Here is a 25,236-nt window from a genome sequence, read left to right as displayed (position 1 = left end):
TAACTTCTTTTTACCTTAGCCAATATTTAAAAATTATGATGCTAATTCGTTATTTGTCCCAAATCGGGAAATATTTTTTAATGCTGAAAGAAATTTTCAATAAACAGACCAAATGGCCCGTTATGAAAAGTCTAATTCTAAAAGAAATTGATGATCTTATTATTGACTCTCTTGGAATTGTTTGCTTTATCTCTTTTTTCATCGGAGGAGTTGTGGCGATTCAAACAGCTTTAAACTTAACAAATCCTTTAATCCCAAAATATTTAATTGGTTTTGCCACACGTCAATCTGTAATTTTGGAGTTTGCTCCTACTTTTATTTCGGTAATTATGGCCGGAAAAATGGGATCTTATATTACTTCAAGTATAGGAACGATGCGTGTTACAGAGCAAATTGATGCTTTAGAAGTTATGGGAGTTAACTCTTTAAACTATCTTGTTTTTCCAAAAATCATAGCTCTATTAATGTATCCTTTCGTGATTTGCATTAGTATGTTTTTAGGAATTTTTGGAGGTTGGCTTGCTTCTGCTTATGGCGGATTTTCAACTAGCGAAGATTTTATAGCAGGAGCTCAAATGGAGTTTATTCCTTTTCATATTACATACGCTTTTATCAAAACATTAATTTTTGCGATGTTATTGGCAACAATTCCTTCTTTTCATGGATATTATATGAAAGGTGGAGCGCTAGAAGTTGGTAAAGCAAGTACAGTTTCGTTTGTATGGACATCAGTTTGTATCATTCTTTTTAATTATATATTAACTCAATTATTATTAGGATAATGATAGAAGTAAAAAACATAGAAAAATCATTTGGTGACAGTAAAGTTTTAAAAGGCGTTTCGACGGTTTTTGAGACTGGAAAGACCAATTTAATTATAGGACAAAGTGGATCTGGAAAAACAGTTTTATTAAAAACGCTTTTAGGAATTCACACCCCAGACTCAGGAACAATCGAATTTGACGGAAGAGTTTATTCTGATTTAGACAAGGATGAAAAACGTGAACTAAGAACTGAAATCGGAATGGTATTTCAGGGAAGTGCATTGTTTGATTCTATGACTGTGGAAGAAAATGTTGCTTTTCCTCTAAAAATGTTTACCAATAATACCAAAGCACAAATCAAAGAACGTGTTGATTTTGTTTTAGAAAGAGTAAACTTGGTCGAAGCGCATAAAAAATTACCTTCAGAAATTTCAGGAGGTATGCAGAAACGTGTGGCTATTGCCCGTGCAATTGTAAACAATCCGAAGTATTTGTTTTGTGACGAACCAAACTCTGGTCTTGATCCGAACACTTCTACTTTGATTGATAATTTGATTCAGGAAATTACACGAGAATATAACATTACGACTGTAATTAATACGCACGATATGAACTCGGTTATGGAAATTGGTGAAAATATTGTTTTCTTAAAGAAAGGAGTAAAAGCTTGGCAGGGAAATAAAGAAGAAATTTTCAGAACGGAAAACAAAGACATTGTGAAGTTTGTTTACTCTTCTAACTTGTTTAAAAAAGTAAGAGAAGCTTATTTGAAAGGTTAAAAATCCTTTTGAAATTCCAATATAAAAATCCCAAATTCCAAATTTTACATTGGAATTTGGGATTTTTTTGTTGTGAAATGTTATTTCACATCTTTAAAATCAGCTTCTTCAACTGTTATTGTTTGATATGTAATTCCTTCTGTATTACTTGCAGGAAATTTATAAACGGCTTGCTGTGAAATTCCATTTTTACGCCTTAAAACAGTAAGGGTCTGATCATTATATTTATTTATATATATAGTATGTATAGAAGTTCCGTTAGTTTCTATATTCTTCAAATTAAAAAAATAAGTCAAACTATGAGAAAGTGTCATAGGAAATGTTTCAAGATTATTGACTTTTAAAGTCACTTGGCAAGGATACAACTCAACCAAATTAATGGTATTAAACTCAAATTCTTTACCAATATATTTCATATCATGTGCACCGTTTGTAATATCAACATAAAACGGATCCCATATAATTTGTGGCTCATTTTCTTTTGTTCTTTCACCAAAAAAAAGTCTATAAAAATTTCCATTACCAGTTGTTTTGAAAACAAAATCATAACGACCATCGGTATTCGTATAAGTCGAATCGATCCAATCTACAAATTCAAGATTTTCAACAGACATAAAAAGGCCACCACTATTTGTAGCCTTAAATTCTGCTACTTTAATTTTTAAATTAGAAATTGGTTTGTCGTGAAAATCCGTAAGTTTTCCAAAAACTCTCGTTTCAATTCCGGATTTAATCATTACAGGATCTTTTCTACAGCTTACCAATATAATAAGTAAAAAAAATGAACGTAGTATTTTTTTCATAAAAACCATTTTTCCAAAGATAAATTAACTCATTGAATGTAAGCTAATTTAAACATTAAACTTCTAAAAAAAAATCCAAATTCCAATTGTATCAACTTTGGAATTTGGATTTTATTTATTGAACATTAATCAATTCTACTTCAGCATTTGGATTAAAAAGATAGGTCTTTCCTGAACTTATTTCAATACATTCAAATCGTTTGGTTCGAACAGCCAGTTTCTTGAAAACTTTTCCGTTGTTGATTCTGAATACACTTCCGTAAGGGATTTCAAAAACGTAACTTTTATCATTATCATTATCATATTGCTTTAAAGCCAAAGACAATGTCGTATCAGTATCACTACTTGCGGACGGATTCTTAAAATGCCTTGCCAATAAAGGTAAAATCTGTCCCGGAAATATTTCCGGCCGTATAAAAGGCACCATTAAACGTTGAAAAGTAAATTTCCATTCGTTTCCATGAGGTTTTATATTTCTTCCAAATTTTTCGAAAGCAACCAAATGTGCAATTTCATGAATAAGCGTTATCAAAAAACGATACTTATTCAAACTAGCATTAACCGTAATTTCATGTTTTCCACTTGGTCCGCGTCTATAATCACCGTGACGCGTCTGACGTTCGTTTACAATTTTCAAGTGCACCTGATTGGCCACTATCAAATCGAAAACGGGTTTTACCGCATGTTCAGGAATATATTTTGCTAAAGTTTCGCTCAAAATAGTTATGAGTTATGAATTATGAGTTATAAGTTTTTAATCAATTGGAATTTGGAATTTTAAATATTTGGAATTTAACTACGGATTAGTCGACGAAACTTCTAAAACCTTTCCGTTAAAATATTTATTTCCGTTAAGCGTAAAATCATAAATGTAAGTTGCCATTCCTTCAGCAGAAATAGGAGCTTGATAACCTGGGAAAGCTTCATTCAGCATTTCAGTTTGAACAGAACCCAAAGCTAAAACATTAAAGGAAATTCCTTTTTCTTTATATTCTTCTGCCAATAATTCGGTTAAAGTAATTACAGCACCTTTACTTGAACTGTAAGCGGCTAATCCTGCAAATTTCAAACTTCCTCGAACACCGCCAATTGAACTGATTGTAACGACATGACTTCCTTTTTCTAAATATGGAATACAAATACGAGTTAAATTCGCAACAGCAAAAACATTCACTTTATAAATACTTTCAAAATCTGCTTGAGTAGTTTCTACAAAAGGTTTTAAAAGTAAAGCACCAGCATTATGAACCACTGCATCTACTTTTTTCCAAGTTGAAGAAAGAAATTGATCTACTTCCTGCAAAGCATTTTCATCTGACAAATCAATTGAAAGACAAGTTACATTTTGATGTTGTAATAATGTTTGTGGAATTTTTCTGGAAATTGCCAAAACCTGATGGCCGGCTTCAGCAAATTGTAAAGCTAGTTCAAAACCTATTCCTCTGCTTGTTCCTGTAACGATAATATTTTTCATGTAACAAAAATAATCAAATGCTGTAAAATGACCTCTTATTTATTCATGGTTATTTCCTGCGTTGGCGAAACTGCTATCTTGGTAACCGCCGGCAGTAATTCTTGAGTAAAAGCAGTAATATGAGGAATATCCATTAATTTGAATTCATCTGAAACATGATGATAAAAATCGAAATTTTCAAAGTCGAAAGTACTTAACGATTGGCACGGCTTTTTGAAAACATCGTAAAACGAATAATTATCAGATCTGTAAAACAATTGATATTCTGCTTCTTTAGGCAAAAATCCAATGGTATTTTTTCCTGTATATTCATTTATTTTAGATGCCATATTCGATTTATCAAAACCTGTAATATAAGCTAGATAATCTCTTTTCATTGGTACTCCGATCATTTCGATGTTAAGCTGCGTATAAAGATTGAAATTCTGATCTTTTAATTTCTGAACTAAACTTTTTGAACCCAATAATCCTTTTTCTTCTCCAGCAAAAAACACAATTAAGATACTGCGTTTGTTGGCTTTAGTTTCACTAAAATATTTTCCCATTGCAGCAACAGAAGTTACTCCTGATGCGTCATCATTTGCACCATTATTAATTTTATCTGGTTGATCTTTTTTCTCGATTCCGATATGATCGTAATGTGCGCTTAAAACCACAAACTCTTTTTTCAATTCAGGATCTGTTCCTTCTATCACTCCAACAATATTAAAAGCTGGAGATTTGAAATTTGTCAATGTATCACGATAGGTTTTAAAATAAGGTTTGATGTGATTTTTCTTCAGGAAATCTTCTAAAAACACAGCCGCTTTTTCTATTCCTTTTGTTCCCGTTTCACGTCCTTCCATTTCATCTGATGAAAGCGTTTTTAAGAGATCTGAAATCTCAGTCTCATTGACTTTATAAGTAACTTCAATTGGTTTTGAACCTGAATCTTTTGATGGTACGCTAGAAGTACTCGATTTACAGGCAAAGAAAAGAACGGGAAGTAAAAAGTACAGTTTTTTCATAATGAATTGATTTTAGTAATGAATGCAAGAAGGAAAATCTCCTTAAAAGTATAAACTTATGAAAAGTAATAGAATATTCATAAAAAAACCCTTCCAAACTAAAAGTCGAAAGGGTTTCAAATCTATTGATAACCTAATTTTATCCAGCGATAACAGCTCTTGAAATTACGATTTTCTGAATTTCAGAAGTTCCTTCGTAAATCTGAGTGATTTTTGCATCGCGCATTAAACGCTCTACATGATATTCTTTCACATATCCGTTTCCTCCGTGAATCTGAACAGCTTCAACAGCAGTGTCCATTGCAACCTGCGAAGCAAAAAGTTTTGCCATTGCACCACTCACATCGTAATTTTTATGCTGATCTTTATCCCAAGCCGCTTTCATACATAAATGACGTGCTGCTTCGATATTAACCGCCATATCTGCCAATTTAAAAGCAATCGCTTGATGGTTACAGATTTCAGTTCCAAAAGCTTTACGCTCTTTAGAATATTTCAAAGCCAATTCATAAGCTCCTGATGCAATTCCCAAAGCTTGAGAAGCAATTCCGATTCTACCTCCGGCAAGTGTTTTCATAGCAAATTTAAATCCGAAACCATCTTCCCCTATTCTATTTTCTTTTGGAACTTTCACATCAGAAAACATTAATGAATGTGTATCAGAACCACGAATTCCCATTTTTTGTTCTTTCGGACCAACTGAGAAACCTGGCATATCTTTCGTCATAATCAAAGCATTGATTCCTTTATGCTTTAATTCTGGATGCGTTTGTGCAATTACTAAATATACAGATGCTGTATTTCCGTTTGTGATCCAGTTTTTTGTACCATTAACTAAGTAATGATCACCCATATCAATTGCAGTCGTTTTTTGAGAAGTTGCATCACTTCCTGCCTCAGGTTCGCTCAAGCAAAAAGCACCATGAATTTCTCCAGACGCTAAACCTGGTAAATATTTTTGTTTTTGTTCTTCAGTTCCATATTCCTGCAATCCCCAACAAACCAAAGAATTGTTTACAGACATTACTACAGAAGCAGAAGCATCTACTTTAGAAATTTCCTCCATTGCAATAACATAAGAAATAGCATCTAGGCCGCTTCCTCCGTATTTAGGATCAACCATCATTCCCATAAAACCAAGCTCACCCATTTTTTTGACTTGCTCAGTTGGAAAAATTTGTTTTTCATCGCGTTCAATAACTCCCGGCAACAATTCATTTTGAGCAAAATCTCTTGCTGCCTGCTGAATCATTAAATGTTCTTCGGTAAGATTAAAATCCATAGTAGTATACTTTTAATGTTTTTTCAACCAAATTTCAAAACAGAATTTCAGCTGATGGTTTTTTTATGTTTTTGTGTTTTTTCAGTTCCTTACTTTTCAGTTCAAAGGCTTTCAAAGATACTTTTTAAAAGTGTAATTTACAATGCGCGCATATAAAATTAATAGATCAGCAAAGATTACGATAACGTTTTCGTGATTATTTAGGTTTTTGTTGAAATGAACATTAATCCTTCAACAAATTCTCTAAAACTTAAAAGATATTTTTTCCTTTTTAAAGCTTCAAAAATTACGTTTTTGAGATTTTTTTGCGAATCAGATCTTTAAACAATTCTTAAAGCAGGTAAATCTACGTAAAACAAGTCTTACTAATTTGATTATTAACACAATACAAAAATAAAACATTACTTTTTGAAGAAAAAAACAGTTCCTGAATCAATTAAATATTGATAAATTAACATTATTTTTGCCCAAAAAATAAAAAATTGATAGAACATGAAAAAGATTTTACTAGTACTAACACTCCTCTTAAGTTTACAATTTTCTACTGTTTCTGCACAAACTCAAATCGATGTTAATGGTGTAACAGTTCCTAGAAAAATAGAATTTCAAGGCAAAACTTTACAACTTAACGGCGCGGGTGGAAGATCAAAAATGTGGTTGGAAGTTTACGTTCAGGCATTATACTTATCTCAGTTAACCCAGGATCCGCAATTCATTATTGACAGTGATACTGAAATGGCCATTCGAATTGAAATTACCTCTTCTATGGTTTCTTCAAACAAATTGACAAAAGCCATGAATACAGGTTTTGAAAAATCTGCTGGAGCAAATCTTCAAGAGTTACGTCCAAGAATTGAGCAGTTAAAAAGTTTTTTAAGTGATGTCATTACAGAAAAAGATGTGTTTATATTAGCTTATAATCCTTTGGATCAAAATGTATATGTTTCTAAAAATGAAGTCTTGAAAGGAAAAATTGCCGGATTTGATTTCAAAAAAGCATTATTCGGAATCTGGCTTTCTGACAAACCAGTTGACGAAACTTTGAAAAAACATTTATTAGGACAATAATTCTTAATTTTTTGAATATATAGAAAGCCGAAAACCAAATAGTTTTCGGCTTTTCTTTTTTGTTTTATAAATTTGATGCGAAATACATTATTCGCATTATTCTATTTTATACATTTACGCAAAATAAACATATCACAACAAAATGAAAGATTTATTACAACAATTTGAAAACAAAGCACCTGAAATTGTTTTCAATTGGAAAGATTCAGAAACAGAAGCCGAAGGGTGGACTGTAATTAATTCACTTCGCGGAGGAGCTGCGGGTGGAGGAACAAGAATGAGAAAAGGTCTAGACATGAACGAAGTTTTGTCTTTGGCAAAAACCATGGAAGTTAAATTCTCTGTTTCAGGCCCAGCCATTGGCGGGGCTAAATCTGGAATAAATTTTGACCCAAATGATCCACGTAAAAAAGGAGTTTTACAACGTTGGTACAAAGCAGTTTCTCCTTTATTGAAAAGTTACTACGGAACTGGAGGAGATTTAAATGTTGATGAGATTCACGAAGTTATCCCGATGACAGAAGAATGTGGTGTTTGGCATCCACAGGAAGGTGTTTTCAACGGACATTTCAAACCGACAGAAGCAGATAAAATTAATAGAATTGGACAATTGCGTCAAGGTGTAATTAAGGTTATTGAAAACCCAAAATTCTCACCAGATGTAACCAGAAAATATACTGTTGCCGATATGATCACTGGTTTTGGTGTAGCTGAAGCAGTTCGTCATTTCTACGCAACTTATGGTGGAGACATCAAAGGCAAAAAAGCAATCGTTCAAGGTTTTGGAAATGTTGGTTCTGCAGCAGCTTTTTATTTGGCTGAAATGGGAGCAAAAGTGATCGGAATTATTGATCGCGATGGTGGTTTAATTAAAGAAGATGGTTTTTCTTTTGAAGAAATCAGAACGTTGTTTTTAAACAAAGATGGAAACAAATTAGTTGCTGATAATATGATTCCGTTTGAGGAAATCAATTCAAAAATCTGGACAATCGGTGCTGAAATTTTCACTCCTTGCGCCGCTTCTAGATTGGTAACTCAAGCGCAAATTGACAACTTAATCTCAAACGGATTAGAAGTGATTTCATGTGGTGCGAATGTTCCTTTTGCTGACAAAGAAATTTTCTTTGGTTCTATTATGGAACAAGTAGATCAAAAAGTGAGTTTGATTCCTGACTTTATTTCAAACTGCGGAATGGCGAGAGTTTTTGCTTATTTCATGGAGAAAAAAGTGCAAATGACAGATGAGGCTATTTTTAATGATACTTCAGAAACGATTAAAAATGCGATTGTAAAAGCTCATGCTTTAAGCGCATCAAAAACGAATATCAGCGCAACTGCTTTTGAAATTGCTTTGAAACAGTTGGTATAAAAATATATACTTTATTTTATTTCAAAAGGATCAAATTTTATTTGGTCCTTTTTTGTTTCTCGCAGATTTAGCAGATTCCGCAGATTTATATAAATCTACTACATAAAAACAAATCTGCAAGATCTGCTAAATCTGCGAGCGAAAAAACATTATGCTCAAAGTAATTCAATCACTTCTATTCTAAACAATTTTTACTACTTTTAAACGTTTTTAAAATAATACATTTCAAAATTCAGAATTCAATGAGTTTCACTATTTCTTCAGATAAAAAGAAATCTTTATTAATCACTACTGCAATATATGCGGTGATCATTGCATTGCTGTTTTTTATCCGTTTTTGGCCTCCTTATAATCCTGAAAATAATGTCGCTCTTGCCGATGGTGGCGGAGGTGGCGGAGGTGTAACAGTAAACTTTGGAGATAGCGATTTAGGAAGAGGAGCCAATTACAAAAGTGAAGTTCTGGAAGTAAAAAATAACACAAAAGCAGCACCCGCAAAAGCTGCTCCAGAAGATGCGGTTATTACACAGGAAAATACAACAGCAGAAAATGACGTGGTTATTCCAACAAAAGAAAAACCTAAGAAACCAACTCCAGTAAAACCAGAAACAAAACCTGTTCCTGAAAAACCGAAAGTTTCGAACTCTACAAACGATGCTTTAGCCAGTATTATGAAAGGATCTAACAAAGGCGGGGACGGAGATGATAAAGTTGCAGGAAATAAAGGAAAAGCAGGCGGAAGTTTAAATTCAAATGGTTATTATGGATCTGGAGGTTCTGGCGGAGGAACTGGTGGCGGTAACGGAACTGGAAATGGTATTGGCACAGGAAGTGGTTACGGAGCCGGAAGCGGTGGTGGTTCTGGCGGTGGATCTGGATATTCTTTAAACGGAAGAAAAGCATTATCCAAACCTGCCCCAAAATATACTTGTAATGAAGAAGGAAAAGTGGTTGTAGAAGTTACAGTGGATCAAAACGGAAAAACAATAAGCGCAACTGCAGGAGTTAAAGGAACAACAAATACAGCAAGCTGTTTACTAGAACAAGCCAAAATTGCAGCTTTAAATACAAAATGGTCTGCAGATTCAAATGCTGCCGCGAAGCAAGTTGGGAAAATTATTTATAATTTCAGTTTGGATTAAAACACGAATTTCACGGATTTACACTAAAATCTGTTTATATAAAAAAGGCTTTCAGAAATCTGAAAGCCTTTTTTATTATTTTATTTTCTAAAAAACTGCAATTGTTTTAACCTTATTTTTGCTCCATCTAAATCATATTGATTTCTGGAAAGTTGTTCTGCTAATTCGTATTCACCAAATCTTAATTGTTTGATATTTGAACCTATATCAATTAAATTAAACTCCCTACAGGATTTACATCTAACAATAAAAAAATCAGAATCTGGAATTCCCTCTTCTTTTTGTAAAATAAAGGTTTCTAAACTTGCATGGCATTTGGTACATTCCTGAGATAAAATCTCAACGACTTTTTCTTTACCTTTTATAAAACTTGATAGTTTAATAAAAGAATTCAATAATGAACCATAAAGCCACTTATTCAATTCATTTTTAAAATCTGTTTCAACGATTTTAGCTATTTCATAAAAATAATCACAGATAAATTCTCTTTCTTCAGTATCAAAAATAAATTTATCAAAACTCTTTAAAGATCTTTTTAATTCTAATTTCAGTTTACTTTGAGAAGCATTATTTTCTAGCAACAAAATCAGAGAATGTAAACATTCATTAAATTTAGACTCCATTAATTCGCACAATTCATCATCTGAAGGATTTAAACCTCTCTTTTCCCATTCTGAATCAGCAAATTTCTTTTTCTCTAATAAGTAATTTAGTCTTTCTTTATTAATCATTAAATCTATTTCGGACTTGTGGCAATTACAAATTTCAAGTTGTTCTTCACTCCTATTTGCAAAACATCTACTAGATCTTGTACTTGCAGATTAAACGGAATTCGAACTACAACGGTTTGTTCTTTATCTGTTCCTATTTTTGACATTAAACTCGTTTCCAGGTTTTCAAAATCGACTTCTTGTTTGTCAATGTAGAACTTTTTATCTTCTGTAACCGATAAACTGATTAACTGTTTATTGGTTTTTTCATTCGCTTTAGCTTTTGGCAACGTCATCTTAATCACATTCGGATTTGCCAGTGTTGAGATAATTAAGAAAAACAACAACAGGAAAAACATAATGTCACTCAAAGATGAAGTCGCAACTTCGGCGTGAAATCTTCTTTTTCTTTTAATAGACATGGCTTATGCTCTTTGAATTATATTGACAAATTCTAAAATCTGTTTCTGAATTTTTAAAGCAAAATTATCAATCTTTCCGTTTAATAAGTGATAAGCGCTATAAGCAATAATACCCACAATTAATCCAGATCCAGAACTAATCATTTTCTCGTATAAACCTCCAGAAATATTTCCGATACTGATATTTTCTGTAACCGAAATGCTGTAGAAAATTTTAATAACCCCAGAAATTGTTCCGATGAAACCTAAAGTTGGCGCAATACCGGCAATAAGTCCGAGGTGACCTAAATGCCTTTCCATTTCACCAATTTCAATATCGGCAGCACGGTCCATGTTGGCTTCGATTTCAGAAATTGGTCTTCCGATTACTAGAACACCTTCTTTTAAAATATTTCCAGCTGCAGTATTATTTCTTTCTACAATTGTTCTTGCCAATTCGATATTTCCAGAATGTAATTTTTCGCTAATATCTTGCATTAATCTGTTGTCAATTTTAGACGCTCGGTTAATGTACATATAACGCTCAAAAATCAGGTAAATAGTGTAAAACAATAAAATCGCGATCGGAATTAAGAAAACTCCTCCTTTCATGATGAAACCAAACATTGAAATTTCATTTTGCGGTGCTGCAATCTTTTCGACCACTACATTTGAAGCATTTGCGATTGTATCTGTTTGTAACTGAATAAAACTAAACATATATTAATTCTGGTTTTTAATAATTAATTCTAAAAAATATTTGAAATTTGCAATAAAGATAATTTTCGCTGTAATATTAAACTACAAAAATCGAAATTTATTTCAATCAACAACCATTTTATCTAAAATAAATGAACTATCAAGAGACTACCAATTGGATGTTTAATCAGCTTCCAATGTACCAATTGCAAGGTGCTTCTGCGTACAAAGAAGATTTAACGAATATTAGAATATTGGCTGCTCATCTTGACAATCCGCAAAATGAGCTGAAATGTATTCATGTTGCGGGAACAAACGGAAAAGGTTCTACTTCGCATATGCTTTCTTCGGTTCTTCAAGAAGCGGGTTACAAAGTGGGATTGTATACTTCTCCACATTTGAAAGATTTTAGAGAAAGAATTAAAATCGATGGAAAAGAAATCTCAGAAGAATTTGTAATTGAATTTATAGCAAAACACAAATCGTTTTTTGAAGCTAATGATATGAGTTTCTTCGAAATGTCGGTTGGTTTGGCTTTTGATTATTTTGCTTCTGAAAAAGTAGATATTGCGATTATCGAAGTTGGTCTTGGCGGAAGATTGGACGCAACAAATATTATTACGCCATTGGTTTCGGTGATTACGAATATTGGTTTAGATCATACGCAGTTTTTAGGAAATACTTTGGAAGCCATTGCAGGCGAAAAAGCGGGAATTATTAAACCAAATGTTCCAGTTGTTATTGGTGAATATACTGAAGAAACGAAGCCTGTATTTTTAGCTAAAGCTGAAGCAAACAACGCTCCTATTTATTTTGCATCTGATTTGATTGATCAAATTTATTTGTCTGATTTGATTGGAGATTATCAGTTTCATAATAAAAAGACGGTTCAACAGACGATTTCAATCCTGAATAATGAAACTGATTTTAAAGTTTCTGTCGAACAATTGAAAGAAGGTTTATTGCATGTTGTAAAAAATACGGGCTTACAAGGAAGATGGCAGCAATTGGGAGAAAACCCAAAAATTATCTGCGACACAGCACACAACAAACACGGATTAACGGTTGTAATGAATCAGTTGAAAAATGAAAAATTCGAAAACCTTCACATTGTTTTGGGTGTTGTAAATGATAAAGATTTGGATTCTATTTTGCCTTTGTTTCCAAAAGAGGCTAAATATTATTTCTGCAGGCCGGATTCTTCTCGAGGATTAAGCATCGAAATTTTACAAGCCGAAGCCAAAAATCACGATTTAATTGGAGAAAAATACGATTCTGTAGAAATTGCTTTCGCGGAAGCAAAGAAAAATGCTTCAGAAAATGATTTTATTTACGCTGGAGGAAGCACTTTTGTTGTTGCCGAATTGCCTTTGAACTAAAATATACTTTTGATTTAGAAAAAACTTCAAAAAATCATTTTAATAACAAATTCATAAACAAACAGATATAAGTTATTTTAAAAAAAGTTTTATTTTTTATTGGTTTTTGTTTGCAGAACTCAAAAACAGGCGTATATTTGCACTCGCAATCACAAACGATAGCAACCTAGTAAAATAGGGCGATTAGCTCAGCTGGTTCAGAGCACCTCGTTTACACCGAGGGGGTCGGGGGTTCGAACCCCTCATCGCCCACAAAAGACTCCTTAAGAAATTAAGGAGTTTTCTTTTAAATTAAGAAGACTAAAAAGAATATTTAAAAATTAAAATTCTTTGCAGAAATCAAAAACAAACGTATATTTGCGTTCGCAATCAGAAATGATAGCAACCTAGTAAAATAGGGCGATTAGCTCAGCTGGTTCAGAGCACCTCGTTTACACCGAGGGGGTCGGGGGTTCGAACCCCTCATCGCCCACAAAAAACTCCTTAAGAAATTAAGGAGTTTTTTTATGGTTTTATTTTTCATTCTATTTTTCACAAAATCGGATCGTATTCAATTTGTTTCAAGATAAAATTTTCAATTTTTAACCTAAAACCATAATCATTTTGAAGATAATCTTGCAAAGTAATTTCAGTATTAAAATTATCATTTTCATCAATGCTAATACAAAAATCAAAAACATTTAAGCCATCAAACCAATCTGTTGAAACATATGGAAGCCTATCTCTAAAATCATTCCCATTATAAAACCTAAGCAACTCTTCTTTCATTTGTCCCAGCCATATTATATACTCACTTAATAACAATAAAGTATAGAGATCAGGCTTTTTATCTGAAAAAATAAAACATGCTTCGTCTCCCCATACAGGTTCATTCGGTACGTTCTTATTTAAAATAACTATGTTTTTAATTTTATCAGAAATTTCAATATCATAACTCCCTCTATTAGTTTGAGAAATAACGAAATCTTCAGTCAGCAATTTTGTAGGATCTTTTTTTATTTTAGAATCACGCAGATCTCTATAAATTTTAGTATTCCAAACATCTCGACTTTCTATTTTTGACTGCAATTCTTTTATTTTTGCTGTTTGCATTGTGCTCTTATTGCTTTTTTTTAAACTTTTATCTATAATTATAGAAGCAAAGATGTTACTCCCTACCATATTATAAATCTTGGCTAGAATAAATTCTTCTTCAAAAGTGGGCTCCTTCAAGTCCTTTAAAAAATAGATTATGTCGTATAGCTTTTCAACACTTTTCTCAGAACCATTTGAATTTAAAAATTCTGATTCAGCATCAATAAACTCCTTTATTACATCCTTCATTATCTTAATTAAAATTGGATTTCTCGCAAACGAATATAGGAATATTTTAAGTTTCTTTTATATATTTCAAAATATCCAATTGTCATTTCGAGGAACGAGAAATCACAATTGAAAATCGGCAAAGATTGACAAAATACTTTACGGAATTTCTAGTGTGATTTCTCGTTCCTCGAAATGACAAACTATATCCATACAAAATCTAAACCCATCAATATCTTACAAGAAAAATTGTATTTTTGTTTACCGCTCCCAAAGAACAACTGTATTTCACATTTTAAAATCTGTTTTTTACAGCCCCAATTTATTCACTTAATTATTATCTTTGAATTATGAGCACACTAACAAGACCAAATCATATAGGGCGAAAAATAAGCCGTATTCGTGAACTTCGTGATATGAAGCAGGAAGCATTGGCACAAGCTTTAGGAACTAATCAGCAAGCGATTTCTGCAATGGAAAATAGCGAAACAATAGATGATGCAAAACTTGTTGAAGTCGCAAAAGCACTTGGCGTAACTGCAGATGCAATCAAGAATTTTTCTGAAGAAAACATGATTAATTTTTTCAATACTTTTAACGACACAGTAAGTAATAGTCACTTCGCAAGCACTAATCACAACTGCACTTTTAATCCTATTGATAAAGTTGTAGAACTTTACGAAGAAAAGGAAAAACTTTACGAACGTTTAATCCAAGCAGAAAAAGACAAGGTTGAATATTTAGAAAACATAATAAAAGGAAAATAACCTTTTGAAAATCATAAAAAAAACTCCATTATTTCTAATGGAGTTTTTTTTATGATTTCGCTTTATTTACTCAACTCTTTTTCAATTTCTTTAATAAGATCAATTGCAAGCGGTTTAGTATTTTCGTTATAAACTCTTATATTATTCTTACCTATTGTAACAAGATATTCGAGTGTCTTTTTATATTTTGGATCTGAATATAATTTTTCTTCTGGCTTATCTGCGTTTTCTATTGTTTTGTCAAAACACTTAAACAGAAAATCATTGTATACTTTATCAACTTCATTAACAGCTGGAACAAATATTTGGTAATAATTTAAAATTTTCTGTTTTAATTTTTCATCTTCAATGTAACCAATTTTACCACTCGATTTAAAACCTTCATAATTACCCACATTCAATGTTTGCCCATGCGAATGAATTGGAAAACTCACCTTATTTTTAGACTTATAAATACTATCAAGCTGGAAAGCCGTTAACGCCAAAATTTTTTCATAACTTTTGTTTGTCTTTTGGTATTCTTTTACTTCTCTGTCGATACTTTCTACATCATCCTTTAAATTATTCTTTAAATTAGCAAGAAATGCAGCTACTTCTTCTTGTTGGTGTCTATGCTCACTCCAACCGTGTAGCGATATTGAAAGCGTCACAGCAAAAACGATTATGCATATTTCTATAATGATTTCTTTTATTTTCTCACCCAATGTGTGTTCCGGTTTTTTCACAGCTTTATAAATTTTGTTTGAATGCTTGGTTATTTCTTCTTGCATAATTTAGTCTTGTAATTTTAACTTTGGTTATTATTATAATTTGTTTAGGATATTAATTCTTTGAATTTAAAATCGTTATATTTTAAAACAGTCTTTTACACCGGAATAACTGTCTTTTTTCTTTTTCCTTCGATTTATATTCAAAAACGAATATAAGATTATTTATACAAAGCTCTGTTAATTTTTCTTAAATCCTATATAAATGAATTAATATTTCTTAATTTAATATTTATTCAAATACCGCATGAAATCACCATTTTGAAGCCATAAAACTTACTATCCAAAAAACATCAAACCTATACAATTGTCAAATCAATTTCTCATCAATAATCAGACATCACGATGGATTTATTTCGAAAAACCAAGTTTTCATCTTTGATTGAAGCTTCTAAAAACCCTAAAAATTGCAAGAAACTGACTCTTCTATTTTATGATCAGAACTTAAAAAATCAAGGCGAAGTATTTTCAAAATTTGTAAATCTCGAAGTTTTAGAAATGCAAGCCGATCCATCGATTTATCATTTAGATGGTTTTGAATTTCCGGCTGAAATTGGAAATCTAAAAAAACTCAAGAAGTTTTCAGTTCTAAATTTCCCTTTAAAGACTATTCCCGAGTGGATTTCTGAATTAAAATCTTTGCAATACCTCATGATTAGAGGAACTGACATCGAAACCATTCCAGATTCAATATCTCAGTTGGAAAAATTAAAAACGCTCCGAATTGAAAATTGCCCTTTGTCTAAAATCCCAAAAACGCTTAATCAAATGAAGAGTCTGCAAATTCTAGGATTTTCAGATACAAAACTCACAGATTTAAATCCTAATTTATTTCCAAAGCACGTGAAAGAAATCAGTTTTACTGGTACTGGAAAATACAATAGGGAAGATTTAGAATATTTAAAAACGAAGATGACACAGACTAAAATATATCCCTAAATTTGAGCAACGCACAATCAATTTGAAATAGCTAAAACGAGTATTCTTTTAGTAAAATTCACAAAAAAAGCTCCATTAAACAACGGAGCTTTTTTTATACTTAAGATTCAAACAATCAAGATTTCACTCTTAATCATTACTTTGCAATTTCTCACATACTTTTTCAAGCAGTTTTTTAGTTTGCTTGAAATATTTCATTTTATCATCAATCTCTTTTATTTTGGCTTGAAAAAGCTCAAGTGCTTCCGGTTTCGAATCTGTACCTTCAAACCAAGTCGTCAATATTTTTTTTATTTCCGCTAAGGTAAAACCGACTTCTCTTGCCTCTATTATAATTTCTAAACGCTCAATAGCATTACTATCGTAATATTTATAATTATTAGATTTTACCTCTTCATTAGTCGATCCTTTAATCATTCCTAAATTTTCATAATATCTAATAGTATGAATCGATAACCCCGTTTTCTTTGATAATTCGTTTACAAGCATAGCTTTATTTTTTTTAATAGAAAAACACAAAAGTATAGAGCATAGTATATACTTAATAATTGCAAATATACTAATTATTTTCACTTTTGAAGTTTAAGAATTATATGAATTCAAATAAAAAAACTGACTATTACTTTCTCTATTTCATAGATTTAATCAATGTTTCTAAATCAGATTTTTTCTGATTTACAATAATCAATTGACTTTTATCATCTAAGAGGATTTTCTCTGCAAATTCTTTATCAGGATTTGCTTTCCAATCTTTTAATTCTTTAAATCTGTTTTTTAAAAGCTTCATTTTTTCCTTACTATTTTCTGAAATAATAACCATCTTGGTAAGCGGCGTATTTTGCATTTTTTCAATACTGTTTTCTGTAACTTGATCTTCGTATTGTGTTCTGGAACGGTAACGAAACATTTTATTTATTGTATTGAAATCTTTTCCGTTTTCGCTAATTACATAACGATAGGTCATAATATTATCCAGTTCATTGATCCAATCTGGAAAATTGGTTTCGTAAAGCTGAATGTATTGATCAATAAAATTTTTATCAATTGGTTTCTTCTGATCGATATATTCTTTGGCTAACGGATAAATCTTTTTTGCCATCAAATTGATGTATTTATTATTATACCATTCTCCTTCATCCAGTTTACCGTCCAATTTTTCATAAACATATCCATTTCCTAAAACAGTTGCCAACACTTCATTCATCAATTGATAAGCATAATTACTGCATTTCGATTTGTTTTCTTTAAAATAAGTATCGATTGCTGTTTTAACTTCAAGTGATTGTTCGTCGTAAATGATATGATAGGTTTCGTGCATCATGACACTAAACAAATCTTTGTGCGATTTTAAATCGGTTTGAATCGCACTGACGAAATTATTGCAAAATGCCGAAGCAGTAAATCCTTTAGAATTCGGCAACGGATAAAATGCCGCTTCAAACGGAATTGAATTATCCCAACTGGAATTGTAAAAAACTAATCCAGTTTTAAAATAATTCTCGATCTGATTTTCGATAGAATATTTTTTAATCTCTTCCAGTTGATTTTCAAATTTTTCCTTGTTTGGAGTATAAATCAATTCATTATAAATTGGAGCAAATTCTGAAATACATTCTCCTAAATCACTCAACGTTTTATTGGGAATCATACCAGCAGAACGAAGTTTGAAATCATTTAAATTATCTGTTTCTATTAAATTCTTCTTCAAAAAATCAATTGTCTGCATTGTTTTCTTTGAACCATAAGGAAAATCTTCAAATCGAAAACTATAAGAAATAGACAATTGATCAAATTTTGAGATCATACTTTTATACTTCTCGACATTGTATTTTGATTTTTCGAATTCTGTTTTAAAAACATTTTCCGGATAATAATTCGATAAATTCTCCAAGAAAACAAAAACTGCCAGCTGTTCTGAGTATTTGATTTTGAAAGAAGGGTTTTGTCCGAATGAATAAAAGGATAAAAAGAGAAACAAGTACTTAATTACGTTATTAATTTTCAAGTTCTTTTGTTTTGGGTTAGTAAATTTTTGTAAGATTTAGAGCTAATATAATACGTTTTTGCGACAGGAAGAACTCCATTAACTTAGAGAAAATAAAAAAACCTCCAAAATAAATCTTGGAGGTTTTGAATGAAATTTTATATCACTATTTCAATTTTGTTAGCGCTTTAGAATTTCTCAACAAAAATACATACTGAAAATAATCAGCTGCAGAAGAATTTTCTAGAGGAACAATATTTTCTCCAAAAGCTCTTGATTTTACTGTGATCAGATTCTGAGACTTTAAATAAGGCGAATTATTCGAGTTGAGTTTAAAAAGCGTAATCGCATTCGGTTTACTTATTTCTTTCAAATCATTAATTCCTTTCACTAACATTAATGGCCCATCTGCGTTTAACCAATCTACTTTTTCATCTTCTGGAGTTGGAAATTGAGGATTTTTAGGCAAATACATTTCGCTATCAATTGTATAACTCACCAAACTTGTGGTTTTAATTCCAGCTTCTTTTAATCCTGCGGCAAAAGTTTCTCTGCCAGATTCTGTTTTCTTTTGAAGGGTATGAAAATATCCAAAAAGCCCGTAGAACTTCTCGTTTTCAATTTTCATATTTTTAAAAGCATTTTTAAAATTATCAAGCATAGCCACATCTCTGGCAATTTTTGAATCGTCATCAAAATTTTTATCAATTCCGATCACAGTAATTTTTAAAGAATCGGCTAAGTTTTGATTGTAATCATAAATCGAACTCCATTTTTCAAATAACTCCTGGCTAGATTGCTGCGGAATTCTTTGTTTGATATTTTCAACAACTTCTTTTAAAACTACTTTGTTTTTCTGTTTTTCCAACAAAAATGAGTTTAATTTTTTAGCCGTCAAACTATCCATTTCTGCGATATAATACTTAATTCCTATTTTTTTATTTAAGAAAAAAAGCATTTCACGGTCTATAACTTGATTATCAGCATAACCATGAATTTCTCCTAAAAGGAAAACTTGCGATTTATAAAAATCGGTATCAAATAATTTTTCATTAATCGAATTTGAGATCTGAACATTATTTTTCGATAAATAGCTGATATTATTATCATTTTTGGATTCTAAAAACAGTTTATTACTGATATACAAATAGACAATAGAAAGCAAAATAATACTCAAAAGTGTAATAAACGTAATTTTGATAATTTTTAAAATTCTCTTCATAGTGGTTATAGTTATTTCTGATTTTGCTGTAAAAGTATTCTTATTTCTTAAAAAACTAAATTTTCATTAACCGAATTGTCATTTAAAGAAGATGAATTGTTTTTTGCCTTCAAAAAATTATTTTGACAAATTCCATTTTTGTTTCATTAAATAATTTAAAATCAATTTCTTACAAAAAAAGTATAGAAAACACACCAAAATAAATTGTATCATTTCTATTTTTATAAGACATTTACGCCTCTAAACATTCATTTATCTAACATTTTAAACAAATCGTTGTTTTTTATTCAACAAAAAAGAACATGTAAACGATTAATAACGATTTACAAAAACATTAATTAAAATGAATGCACCCAAAAACAAATACCATTTTATGAAAACAAAATTTCTATCTGCCTTAGCGTTATTAGTATCATTTACAATCTCAGCTCAGAAAGTAAATTTCACAGAAGAATTCAAAAAAGAAAACCAAGGAAAATCGACCGTTCAAGTTAATGAAGTAAAAGAACTCCTAATCATCATGCTGGCAATCACCGATTTTGGATTGGAAAATGATGATATGTTTGAACAAAAAGGAGATTACTACCAACGAGTTCTTAAACAATTTAAACCTTACAAAGACGAACCTATCATTAAAACAATGGACTCTCTTTTAATGAAAAATCCGCTGGAATACATTTTCTTTACAGGAAATGCTCAAACTTATACCTTAAAGAATGACATTCTTATTCCTAGCAAAATTTACCTTTTGCCTGCTGATAAAGTTGCAAACGTAAAAATTGAGATCAATCCAATCACAACTTATAAAGCAGAAATCGAAGCTTTTGTCAAAAAATCACATTTTACGGATTTCTATAAATCTGAAAAACCTTTTTACAATAAAATTATTTCTGATTACGAACAGTTTTCAAATCTTCGTAAACAATGGGATTGGTTAGAAAAGAATTTCGAACAAAAAATAAACAGTTATACTGTATACACTTCTGCTTTAATCAATGGATTAAATTATACTGGAGGTTACGAGAACAACAATTTTCATTTGATTGAAATGGTTTTGCCAACGATACAAAAAGAAGAAGGCCGTTCAGAGAAAAATAATGAAGCGTTCAATACGCGAAGCATGTTCACAGAAATTGATCATAATTATGTCGAAAAGCCAAGTGTAAAATATAAATCAGAACTAAATTCTGCTTTAAAAGACAGAGAAAAATGGGTTAACACTAAAACATACGGAACAGAATATTATCCGGATGGTTTTAAAGTATTTAACGAATACATGACATATGGCGTATTTATATTATATGCCGAAGAAATCTACAAAGGAGACGCAAAACTCCTTCAAGAAATTAATAACGAAGTAAATGCTGTAATGATTGAAAGAGGATTTATAAAAATGAAAGAATTCAACGAAGAGTTGAAAAATCTGAGAAACAAAAACAAGAAAAAGAAAATTGATCAGTTATATCCTGAATTAATCAAATGGTGCAGTTTACAATAAGCATCAATATGTTTTAAAAAAGCAAAACCTCCATTATTCTTTTTAATGGAGGTTTTGCTTTTTAAGCTTTTTCAAGTTTCTCTTTTCTTTTTTTATTCAGAAAGTTTCTTAGCGGAATATCATAAATTACCATAACCAAGTAGGCAAATCCAACGAGTAAAACAACCGAAGCCGTTACAATTAAAACCAATTGTGATGTTTGTGGTTTATAATTGGTATAATAATTACCAAACATCCATAAAAAGGCATAATGCGTCATGTACAACGGATAAGATATTTTCCCAGAAAAAATACAAATCTTTTCTAAACCAGGTTTCAAAACAGCACCAGCTCCCAAAGAAATCAATAACGGAAAGTAAAACAAAACAACTAAAGGCTCAGCTATCCAATTTAATTTAGAAAAAGGCATTATAAAAGCCAAAAGCAACAATACAGTCAATCCGGCAAATCCCAATTTATTTTTAATAATACAATTGGATCGATAGATAAGTAATCCTGCCAAAAATGAGTATGATATTCTAGCACAGCCATCCCAGAAAGTCGGGCCACTCCATCCGCCTAATAAATTTCCAGAATTGTATCCGACATAACAAATTGCAACTGCAGAAATTAAAGTAAGTACAACTAAGAAGTTTTTTCGAATTTTACAAAGTACAAGTGCATAGACGATATTAGCAATATATTCCCAGAAAAGTGACCAAGCTGGGGCATTAAAACTAAACAGATTAAATCCGCGATCTTCTATAACCGGAAACGGAATAAGAAACAGAGAACAAATAAAAGTCAAAATAATTTTTCCAGTACTATACAATTCCAAATGCCCTCCAAACGGATCAAACAAAAACGCAAGTAATCCTAATATTGATCCAGCGATCACCAAAGGATGTAGTCGAATAATTCTCGCAATGAAAAAATTTCGAAGGCCCATTTTTGCGATACGATCATCATAGGCATATCCAATAACAAAACCTGAAAGACAAAAGAAAAAATCAACAGCCAAAAAGCCATGTCCAATAAAATTTTGACTTGGATCCGTAAAAATCCATTCCATAAAATGAAATACTACGACTGCAAAAGCTGCTATACCTCGTAATCCGTCTAAAATTTCAAAATGTTGTTTGGTCTGCAGAATGGTTTCGTTAGTTTGACTTTTGCTCATTTTAGATTATGCTATTTAGATAATTCGGTCTTGACGCAAGTTCTATAAATTAATAGTTAAATCAAAATTTGATTTTTTTTAATTATAAGAATCATTTCTTAATTTGTCCTAACATTCAAATTAGACATAAAATTGAAAGATACATTTGAAGAATTCTAAAAACAAAAAAACTCCTTTGTTTAAAGGAGTTTCTATTATTTTCTTAATTAAATCTTCTTAATCATTCAATCCTTTTCCATCTAAAATCCTCGGAATATTTTTTTCAACTCTAGATTCTCTAGTTTTAGATTGTTTAGGTTGAGAAAAATGGAGTAAATAAGCGCGTTGTCTTCCGGGAGTTAAAGCATAAAAAGCTTTTTTAAATTCAGGATCAGTATCAAATTTATGCTGAAGTTCTTCTGCAATTTCAAATTCAGAAACCTTTTTTAGTACCACTTTTTGTCCAGACTTTTCGATTTCAGCTGCTTCAAAAATATATTTCTTAAGAATTTCTTTTTTAGCCAAAATATCCTTTACATCTGTAAATCGAACCTGACGTGCCGCCTGCACATTATCTGACTGCTGAATTAGTATTTTATCGGAATCTTTCATTAAAGCTCCTTTAAAAAACAAAAAAGCGCAATATTCTTTAAAAGCATGTATCAAAACTATATTGGCGTTGTCAAAAGTATAACAAGGACAACCCCATTTTAACTCTTCTACAAGATGACAATCTAAAGCAACAGCTCGCAATTGTTCCAGTTCATCTTTCCATTTTTCAGCTTTTTCAAAATAAAAATCAACTTTAGAATTTCCGCTATATTTTGTCATAAATATTATACTATAATGAATCTATTAAATTTAATAAAATAACTGCTTTGATTTCTATTTCCAACTAAAAATCATTTTTAAAGCCTTTTATAATCCCTCTTGTTGACTGATTTACAAAATCTAAAATTTTATTTCGCTCTATGGTAGGTTTAAACTCTTTTTCAATTAATTCTAAAGCAAGTTTTGTGTTTTTTCTTTCCTGAAACAAAATCCTATAAATAGCTTTTAGCTCTTCCAATTTACTAGAATCAAATCCACGTCTTTTTAAACCAACTAAGTTCAATCCTAAATATTGCAAAGGATCATGTGCAGCCAAAATATAGGGCGGAACATCTTTTACAACACGGCTTAAACCACTAATCATCGTATGTTCTCCAATGACAGAAAACTGATGCACAGCAGATAGTCCGCTTATACTGGCCCAATTTCCAACTTGTACCTCACCAGCCATTCCAACACTAAAACCAATAACACAATTATCACCTATGATACAATCATGCCCGATGTGAGCATTAGACATAATTAAATTAGAATCTCCAATAGAAGTTTTATTTTTGGAGGCAGTTCCTTTATTAATGGTAACAAATTCTCTAATTATATTATCGCTGCCAATTTCCAGAATAGTATATTCATTTTTATATTTTAAATCCTGAGGAATTCCTCCCAAAATAGCATTAGAATGTATCTGACAATTTTCCCCTATTCTGGTACCACTTAAAATAGTCACATTGTTTCCAATTTGAGTATTATTGCCAATTACAACATCATCTTCAATAGTAGTAAAATTTCCGAGAACAATATTATTTCCAAGAATCGCATTTTTATGCACAAAAGTATTTTTCAATTTATAAACTTTTAAAATAGCTTACAAAAATCAAGAAAAAGAAAATGACATTTTTTGAGGTAAAATCAAGAAATCGAAGATCGAATTCTACTTAATGTTTCCTGGCTCACACCAATCAAAGAAGCAATATCTTTCAATTTGGCCTTGAGAATAATCTGAGGAAAGGAATTTAAAAGAAAGAAATACTTTTGCTGTGCACTCATGGTTCTAAATAAATGATGAAATTCATTAATTTTAGAAAGATACGATCGTAATTGAGTAATATGAAACTTAGCAAAAAGAGGATATTCCAATAAAATTTGCTCATCTGAATAAGACAACGAATAAACTAGAGTCTCTTCGCAAGTCTGGAAACTTTCAAACGAAGGTTTCTGTTCAAAAAAACTACTCATGGATGTCACAAATTGTTTATCTGTATAAATCCATTTTGTTATTTCCATTTCATCTTCTATACAAAACCTCCGCACAGCACCCGATTTTATAAAATATACTTTATCGCAAATTTTACCTTCTCGAACTAGGAACTCTCCTTTCTTAAAATTTTCCTGGACAAAATACTTTCTTATTGCAAACTCCGTCTCCGAATCCAACTGCTGAAACCCATTTATAATTTGAATTAATTCATCCATTCTTTGTGCGACTATAAATTATAAGTTCAAATTTAAAATTTTAATTAGAAAGCAAAGCAAAAACAAAACTGTTTAAAACATCATATTTAAACGTTTTTAAGGCAACTTGACAAAACAATGAATAAGAACATTACATCACAAAAATCATTCATTTAACACCAAATAATAAAGAATGTAATATATCAAAATTATTTATGGCGTTCCCCTCCGGGTCGTGCTGTGTGCTATATCTTTTGCGGGATAAGGTTTCAGGGATAAAAAAAGGTTTTGTACGCCCGCAAAAGGATGCCGCTCCCATCACTAACGCAGTCTTAGGTATATTTGAATGTTCTGTTTTCAGAAGCAGGATTACAAAACAGTGCAAAAACAAAAAACCCTGTTTCGTTGGAAACAGGGTTTTTCAAAAGAAAGGCGACGACATACTCTCCCACATAATTG

26 protein-coding genes and 2 tRNA genes are annotated in these 25,236 nt (G+C 31.2%); 11 read left to right on the top strand and 17 right to left on the bottom strand.

The window, feature by feature from the left end:
- Positions 1 to 35 precede the first annotated feature (35 nt).
- Entirely contained in the window at positions 36 to 782 is a 747-nt protein-coding gene (locus NQQ59_RS08115; RefSeq protein ID WP_144217492.1) for an MlaE family ABC transporter permease, read from the top strand.
- Positions 782 to 1,543, top strand: a complete 762-nt coding sequence (locus tag NQQ59_RS08110) for an ABC transporter ATP-binding protein (protein WP_144217490.1) — start codon at positions 782 to 784, stop codon at positions 1,541 to 1,543. The genes NQQ59_RS08115 and NQQ59_RS08110 overlap by 1 nt, the downstream gene beginning before the upstream one ends.
- Positions 1,544 to 1,623: 80 nt before the next feature.
- Here NQQ59_RS08110 and NQQ59_RS08105 read toward each other — a convergent pair whose 3' ends face one another.
- The 5 genes from NQQ59_RS08105 to NQQ59_RS08085 all read right to left on the bottom strand — a co-directional run bounded on the left by NQQ59_RS08105 (position 1,624) and on the right by NQQ59_RS08085 (position 6,109).
- Positions 1,624 to 2,346 (bottom strand): hypothetical protein, encoded by a 723-nt coding sequence (locus tag NQQ59_RS08105; RefSeq protein ID WP_144217487.1) that lies wholly within the window; start codon positions 2,344 to 2,346, stop codon positions 1,624 to 1,626.
- A gap of 115 nt (positions 2,347 to 2,461) precedes the next feature.
- Positions 2,462 to 3,064: a SprT-like domain-containing protein gene (locus NQQ59_RS08100; RefSeq protein WP_144217485.1), complete on the bottom strand. Its 603-nt coding sequence runs from the start codon at positions 3,062 to 3,064 to the stop codon at positions 2,462 to 2,464.
- 78 nt (positions 3,065 to 3,142) lie between these two features.
- A complete protein-coding gene (locus NQQ59_RS08095; RefSeq protein ID WP_144217483.1) occupies positions 3,143 to 3,820 on the bottom strand; it encodes an SDR family NAD(P)-dependent oxidoreductase in 678 nt (225 codons plus the stop codon).
- 35 nt (positions 3,821 to 3,855) lie between these two features.
- Positions 3,856 to 4,827 carry a M28 family peptidase gene (locus tag NQQ59_RS08090; protein ID WP_144217481.1) on the bottom strand — a complete coding sequence of 324 codons (972 nt, stop codon included), beginning with the start codon at positions 4,825 to 4,827 and terminating at the stop codon, positions 3,856 to 3,858.
- A gap of 139 nt (positions 4,828 to 4,966) precedes the next feature.
- Positions 4,967 to 6,109, bottom strand: a complete 1,143-nt coding sequence (locus NQQ59_RS08085) for an acyl-CoA dehydrogenase (protein ID WP_144217479.1) — start codon at positions 6,107 to 6,109, stop codon at positions 4,967 to 4,969.
- A gap of 492 nt (positions 6,110 to 6,601) precedes the next feature.
- On the opposite strand from NQQ59_RS08085, the gene NQQ59_RS08080 reads away from it, so the two are divergent.
- The 3 genes from NQQ59_RS08080 to NQQ59_RS08070 all read left to right on the top strand — a co-directional run bounded on the left by NQQ59_RS08080 (position 6,602) and on the right by NQQ59_RS08070 (position 9,688).
- A complete protein-coding gene (locus NQQ59_RS08080; protein ID WP_144217476.1) occupies positions 6,602 to 7,177 on the top strand; it encodes a chalcone isomerase family protein in 576 nt (191 codons plus the stop codon).
- A gap of 142 nt (positions 7,178 to 7,319) precedes the next feature.
- On the top strand, positions 7,320 to 8,546 hold the full coding sequence (locus NQQ59_RS08075; RefSeq protein WP_144217474.1) for a Glu/Leu/Phe/Val dehydrogenase dimerization domain-containing protein: 1,227 nt from the start codon (positions 7,320 to 7,322) through the stop codon (positions 8,544 to 8,546).
- Between the two features lie 242 nt (positions 8,547 to 8,788).
- Positions 8,789 to 9,688 carry an energy transducer TonB gene (locus NQQ59_RS08070; RefSeq protein WP_144217471.1) on the top strand — a complete coding sequence of 300 codons (900 nt, stop codon included), beginning with the start codon at positions 8,789 to 8,791 and terminating at the stop codon, positions 9,686 to 9,688.
- Positions 9,689 to 9,768: 80 nt separating this feature from the next.
- Here the strand turns inward: NQQ59_RS08070 and NQQ59_RS08065 are convergent, their stop codons facing one another.
- From NQQ59_RS08065 to NQQ59_RS08055, 3 genes are read right to left on the bottom strand one after another with little or no spacing between them, the layout of a single operon-like run.
- The gene (locus NQQ59_RS08065; protein WP_144217469.1) at positions 9,769 to 10,419 is read right to left on the bottom strand and encodes a DUF4844 domain-containing protein; all 651 of its coding nucleotides are present in this window, start codon (positions 10,417 to 10,419) and stop codon (positions 9,769 to 9,771) included.
- 5 nt (positions 10,420 to 10,424) lie between these two features.
- Positions 10,425 to 10,820: an ExbD/TolR family protein gene (locus tag NQQ59_RS08060; protein WP_008464192.1), complete on the bottom strand. Its 396-nt coding sequence runs from the start codon at positions 10,818 to 10,820 to the stop codon at positions 10,425 to 10,427.
- Positions 10,821 to 10,823: 3 nt separating this feature from the next.
- Positions 10,824 to 11,519, bottom strand: coding sequence for a MotA/TolQ/ExbB proton channel family protein (locus NQQ59_RS08055; RefSeq protein WP_144217467.1), 696 nt, complete (start codon positions 11,517 to 11,519; stop codon positions 10,824 to 10,826).
- 131 nt (positions 11,520 to 11,650) lie between these two features.
- On the opposite strand from NQQ59_RS08055, the gene NQQ59_RS08050 reads away from it, so the two are divergent.
- The 3 genes from NQQ59_RS08050 (at position 11,651) to NQQ59_RS08040 (ending at position 13,349) form a co-directional block, all read left to right on the top strand.
- On the top strand, positions 11,651 to 12,877 hold the full coding sequence (locus NQQ59_RS08050) for a bifunctional folylpolyglutamate synthase/dihydrofolate synthase (RefSeq protein WP_144217465.1): 1,227 nt from the start codon (positions 11,651 to 11,653) through the stop codon (positions 12,875 to 12,877).
- A 177-nt stretch (positions 12,878 to 13,054) separates the two neighbouring features.
- Positions 13,055 to 13,129: transfer RNA gene (locus tag NQQ59_RS08045), tRNA-Val, on the top strand.
- Positions 13,130 to 13,274: 145 nt separating this feature from the next.
- Positions 13,275 to 13,349 (top strand) — tRNA-Val (locus tag NQQ59_RS08040).
- Between the two features lie 59 nt (positions 13,350 to 13,408).
- Here NQQ59_RS08040 and NQQ59_RS08035 read toward each other — a convergent pair.
- Positions 13,409 to 14,200, bottom strand: coding sequence for a hypothetical protein (locus NQQ59_RS08035; protein WP_144217463.1), 792 nt, complete (start codon positions 14,198 to 14,200; stop codon positions 13,409 to 13,411).
- 329 nt (positions 14,201 to 14,529) lie between these two features.
- Between NQQ59_RS08035 and NQQ59_RS08030 the strand changes: the two genes are divergently transcribed.
- Positions 14,530 to 14,946 carry a helix-turn-helix domain-containing protein gene (locus NQQ59_RS08030; RefSeq protein ID WP_144217461.1) on the top strand — a complete coding sequence of 139 codons (417 nt, stop codon included), beginning with the start codon at positions 14,530 to 14,532 and terminating at the stop codon, positions 14,944 to 14,946.
- A gap of 62 nt (positions 14,947 to 15,008) precedes the next feature.
- On the opposite strand, the gene NQQ59_RS08025 is transcribed toward NQQ59_RS08030, so the two are convergent.
- On the bottom strand, positions 15,009 to 15,716 hold the full coding sequence (locus NQQ59_RS08025; protein ID WP_144217458.1) for a DUF6090 family protein: 708 nt from the start codon (positions 15,714 to 15,716) through the stop codon (positions 15,009 to 15,011).
- A 342-nt stretch (positions 15,717 to 16,058) separates the two neighbouring features.
- On the opposite strand from NQQ59_RS08025, the gene NQQ59_RS08020 reads away from it, so the two are divergent.
- The gene (locus NQQ59_RS08020) at positions 16,059 to 16,652 is read left to right on the top strand and encodes a leucine-rich repeat domain-containing protein (protein WP_144217456.1); all 594 of its coding nucleotides are present in this window, start codon (positions 16,059 to 16,061) and stop codon (positions 16,650 to 16,652) included.
- A 129-nt stretch (positions 16,653 to 16,781) separates the two neighbouring features.
- Here the strand turns inward: NQQ59_RS08020 and NQQ59_RS08015 are convergent, their stop codons facing one another.
- The 3 genes from NQQ59_RS08015 to NQQ59_RS08005 all read right to left on the bottom strand — a co-directional run bounded on the left by NQQ59_RS08015 (position 16,782) and on the right by NQQ59_RS08005 (position 19,858).
- Positions 16,782 to 17,141 (bottom strand): MerR family transcriptional regulator, encoded by a 360-nt coding sequence (locus NQQ59_RS08015; protein WP_144217453.1) that lies wholly within the window; start codon positions 17,139 to 17,141, stop codon positions 16,782 to 16,784.
- Between the two features lie 139 nt (positions 17,142 to 17,280).
- Positions 17,281 to 18,657 (bottom strand): hypothetical protein, encoded by a 1,377-nt coding sequence (locus tag NQQ59_RS08010; protein ID WP_144217451.1) that lies wholly within the window; start codon positions 18,655 to 18,657, stop codon positions 17,281 to 17,283.
- A gap of 145 nt (positions 18,658 to 18,802) precedes the next feature.
- A complete protein-coding gene (locus tag NQQ59_RS08005; protein ID WP_144217449.1) occupies positions 18,803 to 19,858 on the bottom strand; it encodes a hypothetical protein in 1,056 nt (351 codons plus the stop codon).
- 373 nt (positions 19,859 to 20,231) lie between these two features.
- On the opposite strand from NQQ59_RS08005, the gene NQQ59_RS08000 reads away from it, so the two are divergent.
- Positions 20,232 to 21,356 carry a DUF4932 domain-containing protein gene (locus tag NQQ59_RS08000; protein WP_186296616.1) on the top strand — a complete coding sequence of 375 codons (1,125 nt, stop codon included), beginning with the start codon at positions 20,232 to 20,234 and terminating at the stop codon, positions 21,354 to 21,356.
- Between the two features lie 61 nt (positions 21,357 to 21,417).
- On the opposite strand, the gene NQQ59_RS07995 is transcribed toward NQQ59_RS08000, so the two are convergent.
- From NQQ59_RS07995 to NQQ59_RS07980, 4 genes are all read right to left on the bottom strand, one after another.
- Positions 21,418 to 22,515 carry an acyltransferase family protein gene (locus NQQ59_RS07995; RefSeq protein ID WP_144217444.1) on the bottom strand — a complete coding sequence of 366 codons (1,098 nt, stop codon included), beginning with the start codon at positions 22,513 to 22,515 and terminating at the stop codon, positions 21,418 to 21,420.
- Between the two features lie 216 nt (positions 22,516 to 22,731).
- Entirely contained in the window at positions 22,732 to 23,325 is a 594-nt protein-coding gene (locus NQQ59_RS07990; protein ID WP_144217441.1) for a YdeI/OmpD-associated family protein, read from the bottom strand.
- A gap of 64 nt (positions 23,326 to 23,389) precedes the next feature.
- A complete protein-coding gene (lpxA, locus tag NQQ59_RS07985) occupies positions 23,390 to 24,169 on the bottom strand; it encodes an acyl-ACP--UDP-N-acetylglucosamine O-acyltransferase (protein ID WP_144217439.1) in 780 nt (259 codons plus the stop codon).
- Positions 24,170 to 24,234: 65 nt separating this feature from the next.
- Complete coding sequence (locus NQQ59_RS07980; protein ID WP_144217436.1) at positions 24,235 to 24,798, bottom strand: Crp/Fnr family transcriptional regulator; 564 nt, start codon at positions 24,796 to 24,798, stop codon at positions 24,235 to 24,237.
- Between the last annotated feature and the right edge of the window lie 438 nt (positions 24,799 to 25,236).

Source organism: Flavobacterium panacis (assembly GCF_024649945.1).
Taxonomy (GTDB): domain Bacteria; phylum Bacteroidota; class Bacteroidia; order Flavobacteriales; family Flavobacteriaceae; genus Flavobacterium; species Flavobacterium panacis.
Note: the sequence above shows the minus strand (reverse complement) of the source record. Positions and strands in the feature narration are given on the sequence as shown.

Excerpts from the sequence above, each read along its gene's own strand:
- NQQ59_RS08075 (WP_144217474.1), top strand. The coding sequence starts at position 7,320 with ATGAAAGATTTATTACAACAATTTGAAAACAAAGCACCTGAAATTGTT.
- NQQ59_RS08025 (WP_144217458.1), bottom strand. The coding sequence starts at position 15,716 with ATGCAAGAAGAAATAACCAAGCATTCAAACAAAATTTATAAAGCTGTG.
- NQQ59_RS08115 (WP_144217492.1), top strand. The coding sequence starts at position 36 with ATGATGCTAATTCGTTATTTGTCCCAAATCGGGAAATATTTTTTAATG.
- NQQ59_RS08085 (WP_144217479.1), bottom strand. The coding sequence starts at position 6,109 with ATGGATTTTAATCTTACCGAAGAACATTTAATGATTCAGCAGGCAGCA.
- NQQ59_RS08050 (WP_144217465.1), top strand. The coding sequence starts at position 11,651 with ATGAACTATCAAGAGACTACCAATTGGATGTTTAATCAGCTTCCAATG.
- NQQ59_RS07995 (WP_144217444.1), bottom strand. The coding sequence starts at position 22,515 with ATGAGCAAAAGTCAAACTAACGAAACCATTCTGCAGACCAAACAACAT.
- NQQ59_RS08015 (WP_144217453.1), bottom strand. The coding sequence starts at position 17,141 with ATGCTTGTAAACGAATTATCAAAGAAAACGGGGTTATCGATTCATACT.
- NQQ59_RS07980 (WP_144217436.1), bottom strand. The coding sequence starts at position 24,798 with ATGGATGAATTAATTCAAATTATAAATGGGTTTCAGCAGTTGGATTCG.
- NQQ59_RS08035 (WP_144217463.1), bottom strand. The coding sequence starts at position 14,200 with ATGAAGGATGTAATAAAGGAGTTTATTGATGCTGAATCAGAATTTTTA.
- NQQ59_RS07990 (WP_144217441.1), bottom strand. The coding sequence starts at position 23,325 with ATGACAAAATATAGCGGAAATTCTAAAGTTGATTTTTATTTTGAAAAA.
- NQQ59_RS08060 (WP_008464192.1), bottom strand. The coding sequence starts at position 10,820 with ATGTCTATTAAAAGAAAAAGAAGATTTCACGCCGAAGTTGCGACTTCA.
- NQQ59_RS08090 (WP_144217481.1), bottom strand. The coding sequence starts at position 4,827 with ATGAAAAAACTGTACTTTTTACTTCCCGTTCTTTTCTTTGCCTGTAAA.
- NQQ59_RS08095 (WP_144217483.1), bottom strand. The coding sequence starts at position 3,820 with ATGAAAAATATTATCGTTACAGGAACAAGCAGAGGAATAGGTTTTGAA.
- NQQ59_RS08055 (WP_144217467.1), bottom strand. The coding sequence starts at position 11,519 with ATGTTTAGTTTTATTCAGTTACAAACAGATACAATCGCAAATGCTTCA.
- NQQ59_RS08005 (WP_144217449.1), bottom strand. The coding sequence starts at position 19,858 with ATGAAGAGAATTTTAAAAATTATCAAAATTACGTTTATTACACTTTTG.
- NQQ59_RS08065 (WP_144217469.1), bottom strand. The coding sequence starts at position 10,419 with ATGATTAATAAAGAAAGACTAAATTACTTATTAGAGAAAAAGAAATTT.
- NQQ59_RS08105 (WP_144217487.1), bottom strand. The coding sequence starts at position 2,346 with ATGAAAAAAATACTACGTTCATTTTTTTTACTTATTATATTGGTAAGC.
- NQQ59_RS08070 (WP_144217471.1), top strand. The coding sequence starts at position 8,789 with ATGAGTTTCACTATTTCTTCAGATAAAAAGAAATCTTTATTAATCACT.
- NQQ59_RS08080 (WP_144217476.1), top strand. The coding sequence starts at position 6,602 with ATGAAAAAGATTTTACTAGTACTAACACTCCTCTTAAGTTTACAATTT.
- NQQ59_RS08020 (WP_144217456.1), top strand. The coding sequence starts at position 16,059 with ATGGATTTATTTCGAAAAACCAAGTTTTCATCTTTGATTGAAGCTTCT.
- NQQ59_RS08000 (WP_186296616.1), top strand. The coding sequence starts at position 20,232 with ATGAAAACAAAATTTCTATCTGCCTTAGCGTTATTAGTATCATTTACA.
- NQQ59_RS08110 (WP_144217490.1), top strand. The coding sequence starts at position 782 with ATGATAGAAGTAAAAAACATAGAAAAATCATTTGGTGACAGTAAAGTT.
- NQQ59_RS08030 (WP_144217461.1), top strand. The coding sequence starts at position 14,530 with ATGAGCACACTAACAAGACCAAATCATATAGGGCGAAAAATAAGCCGT.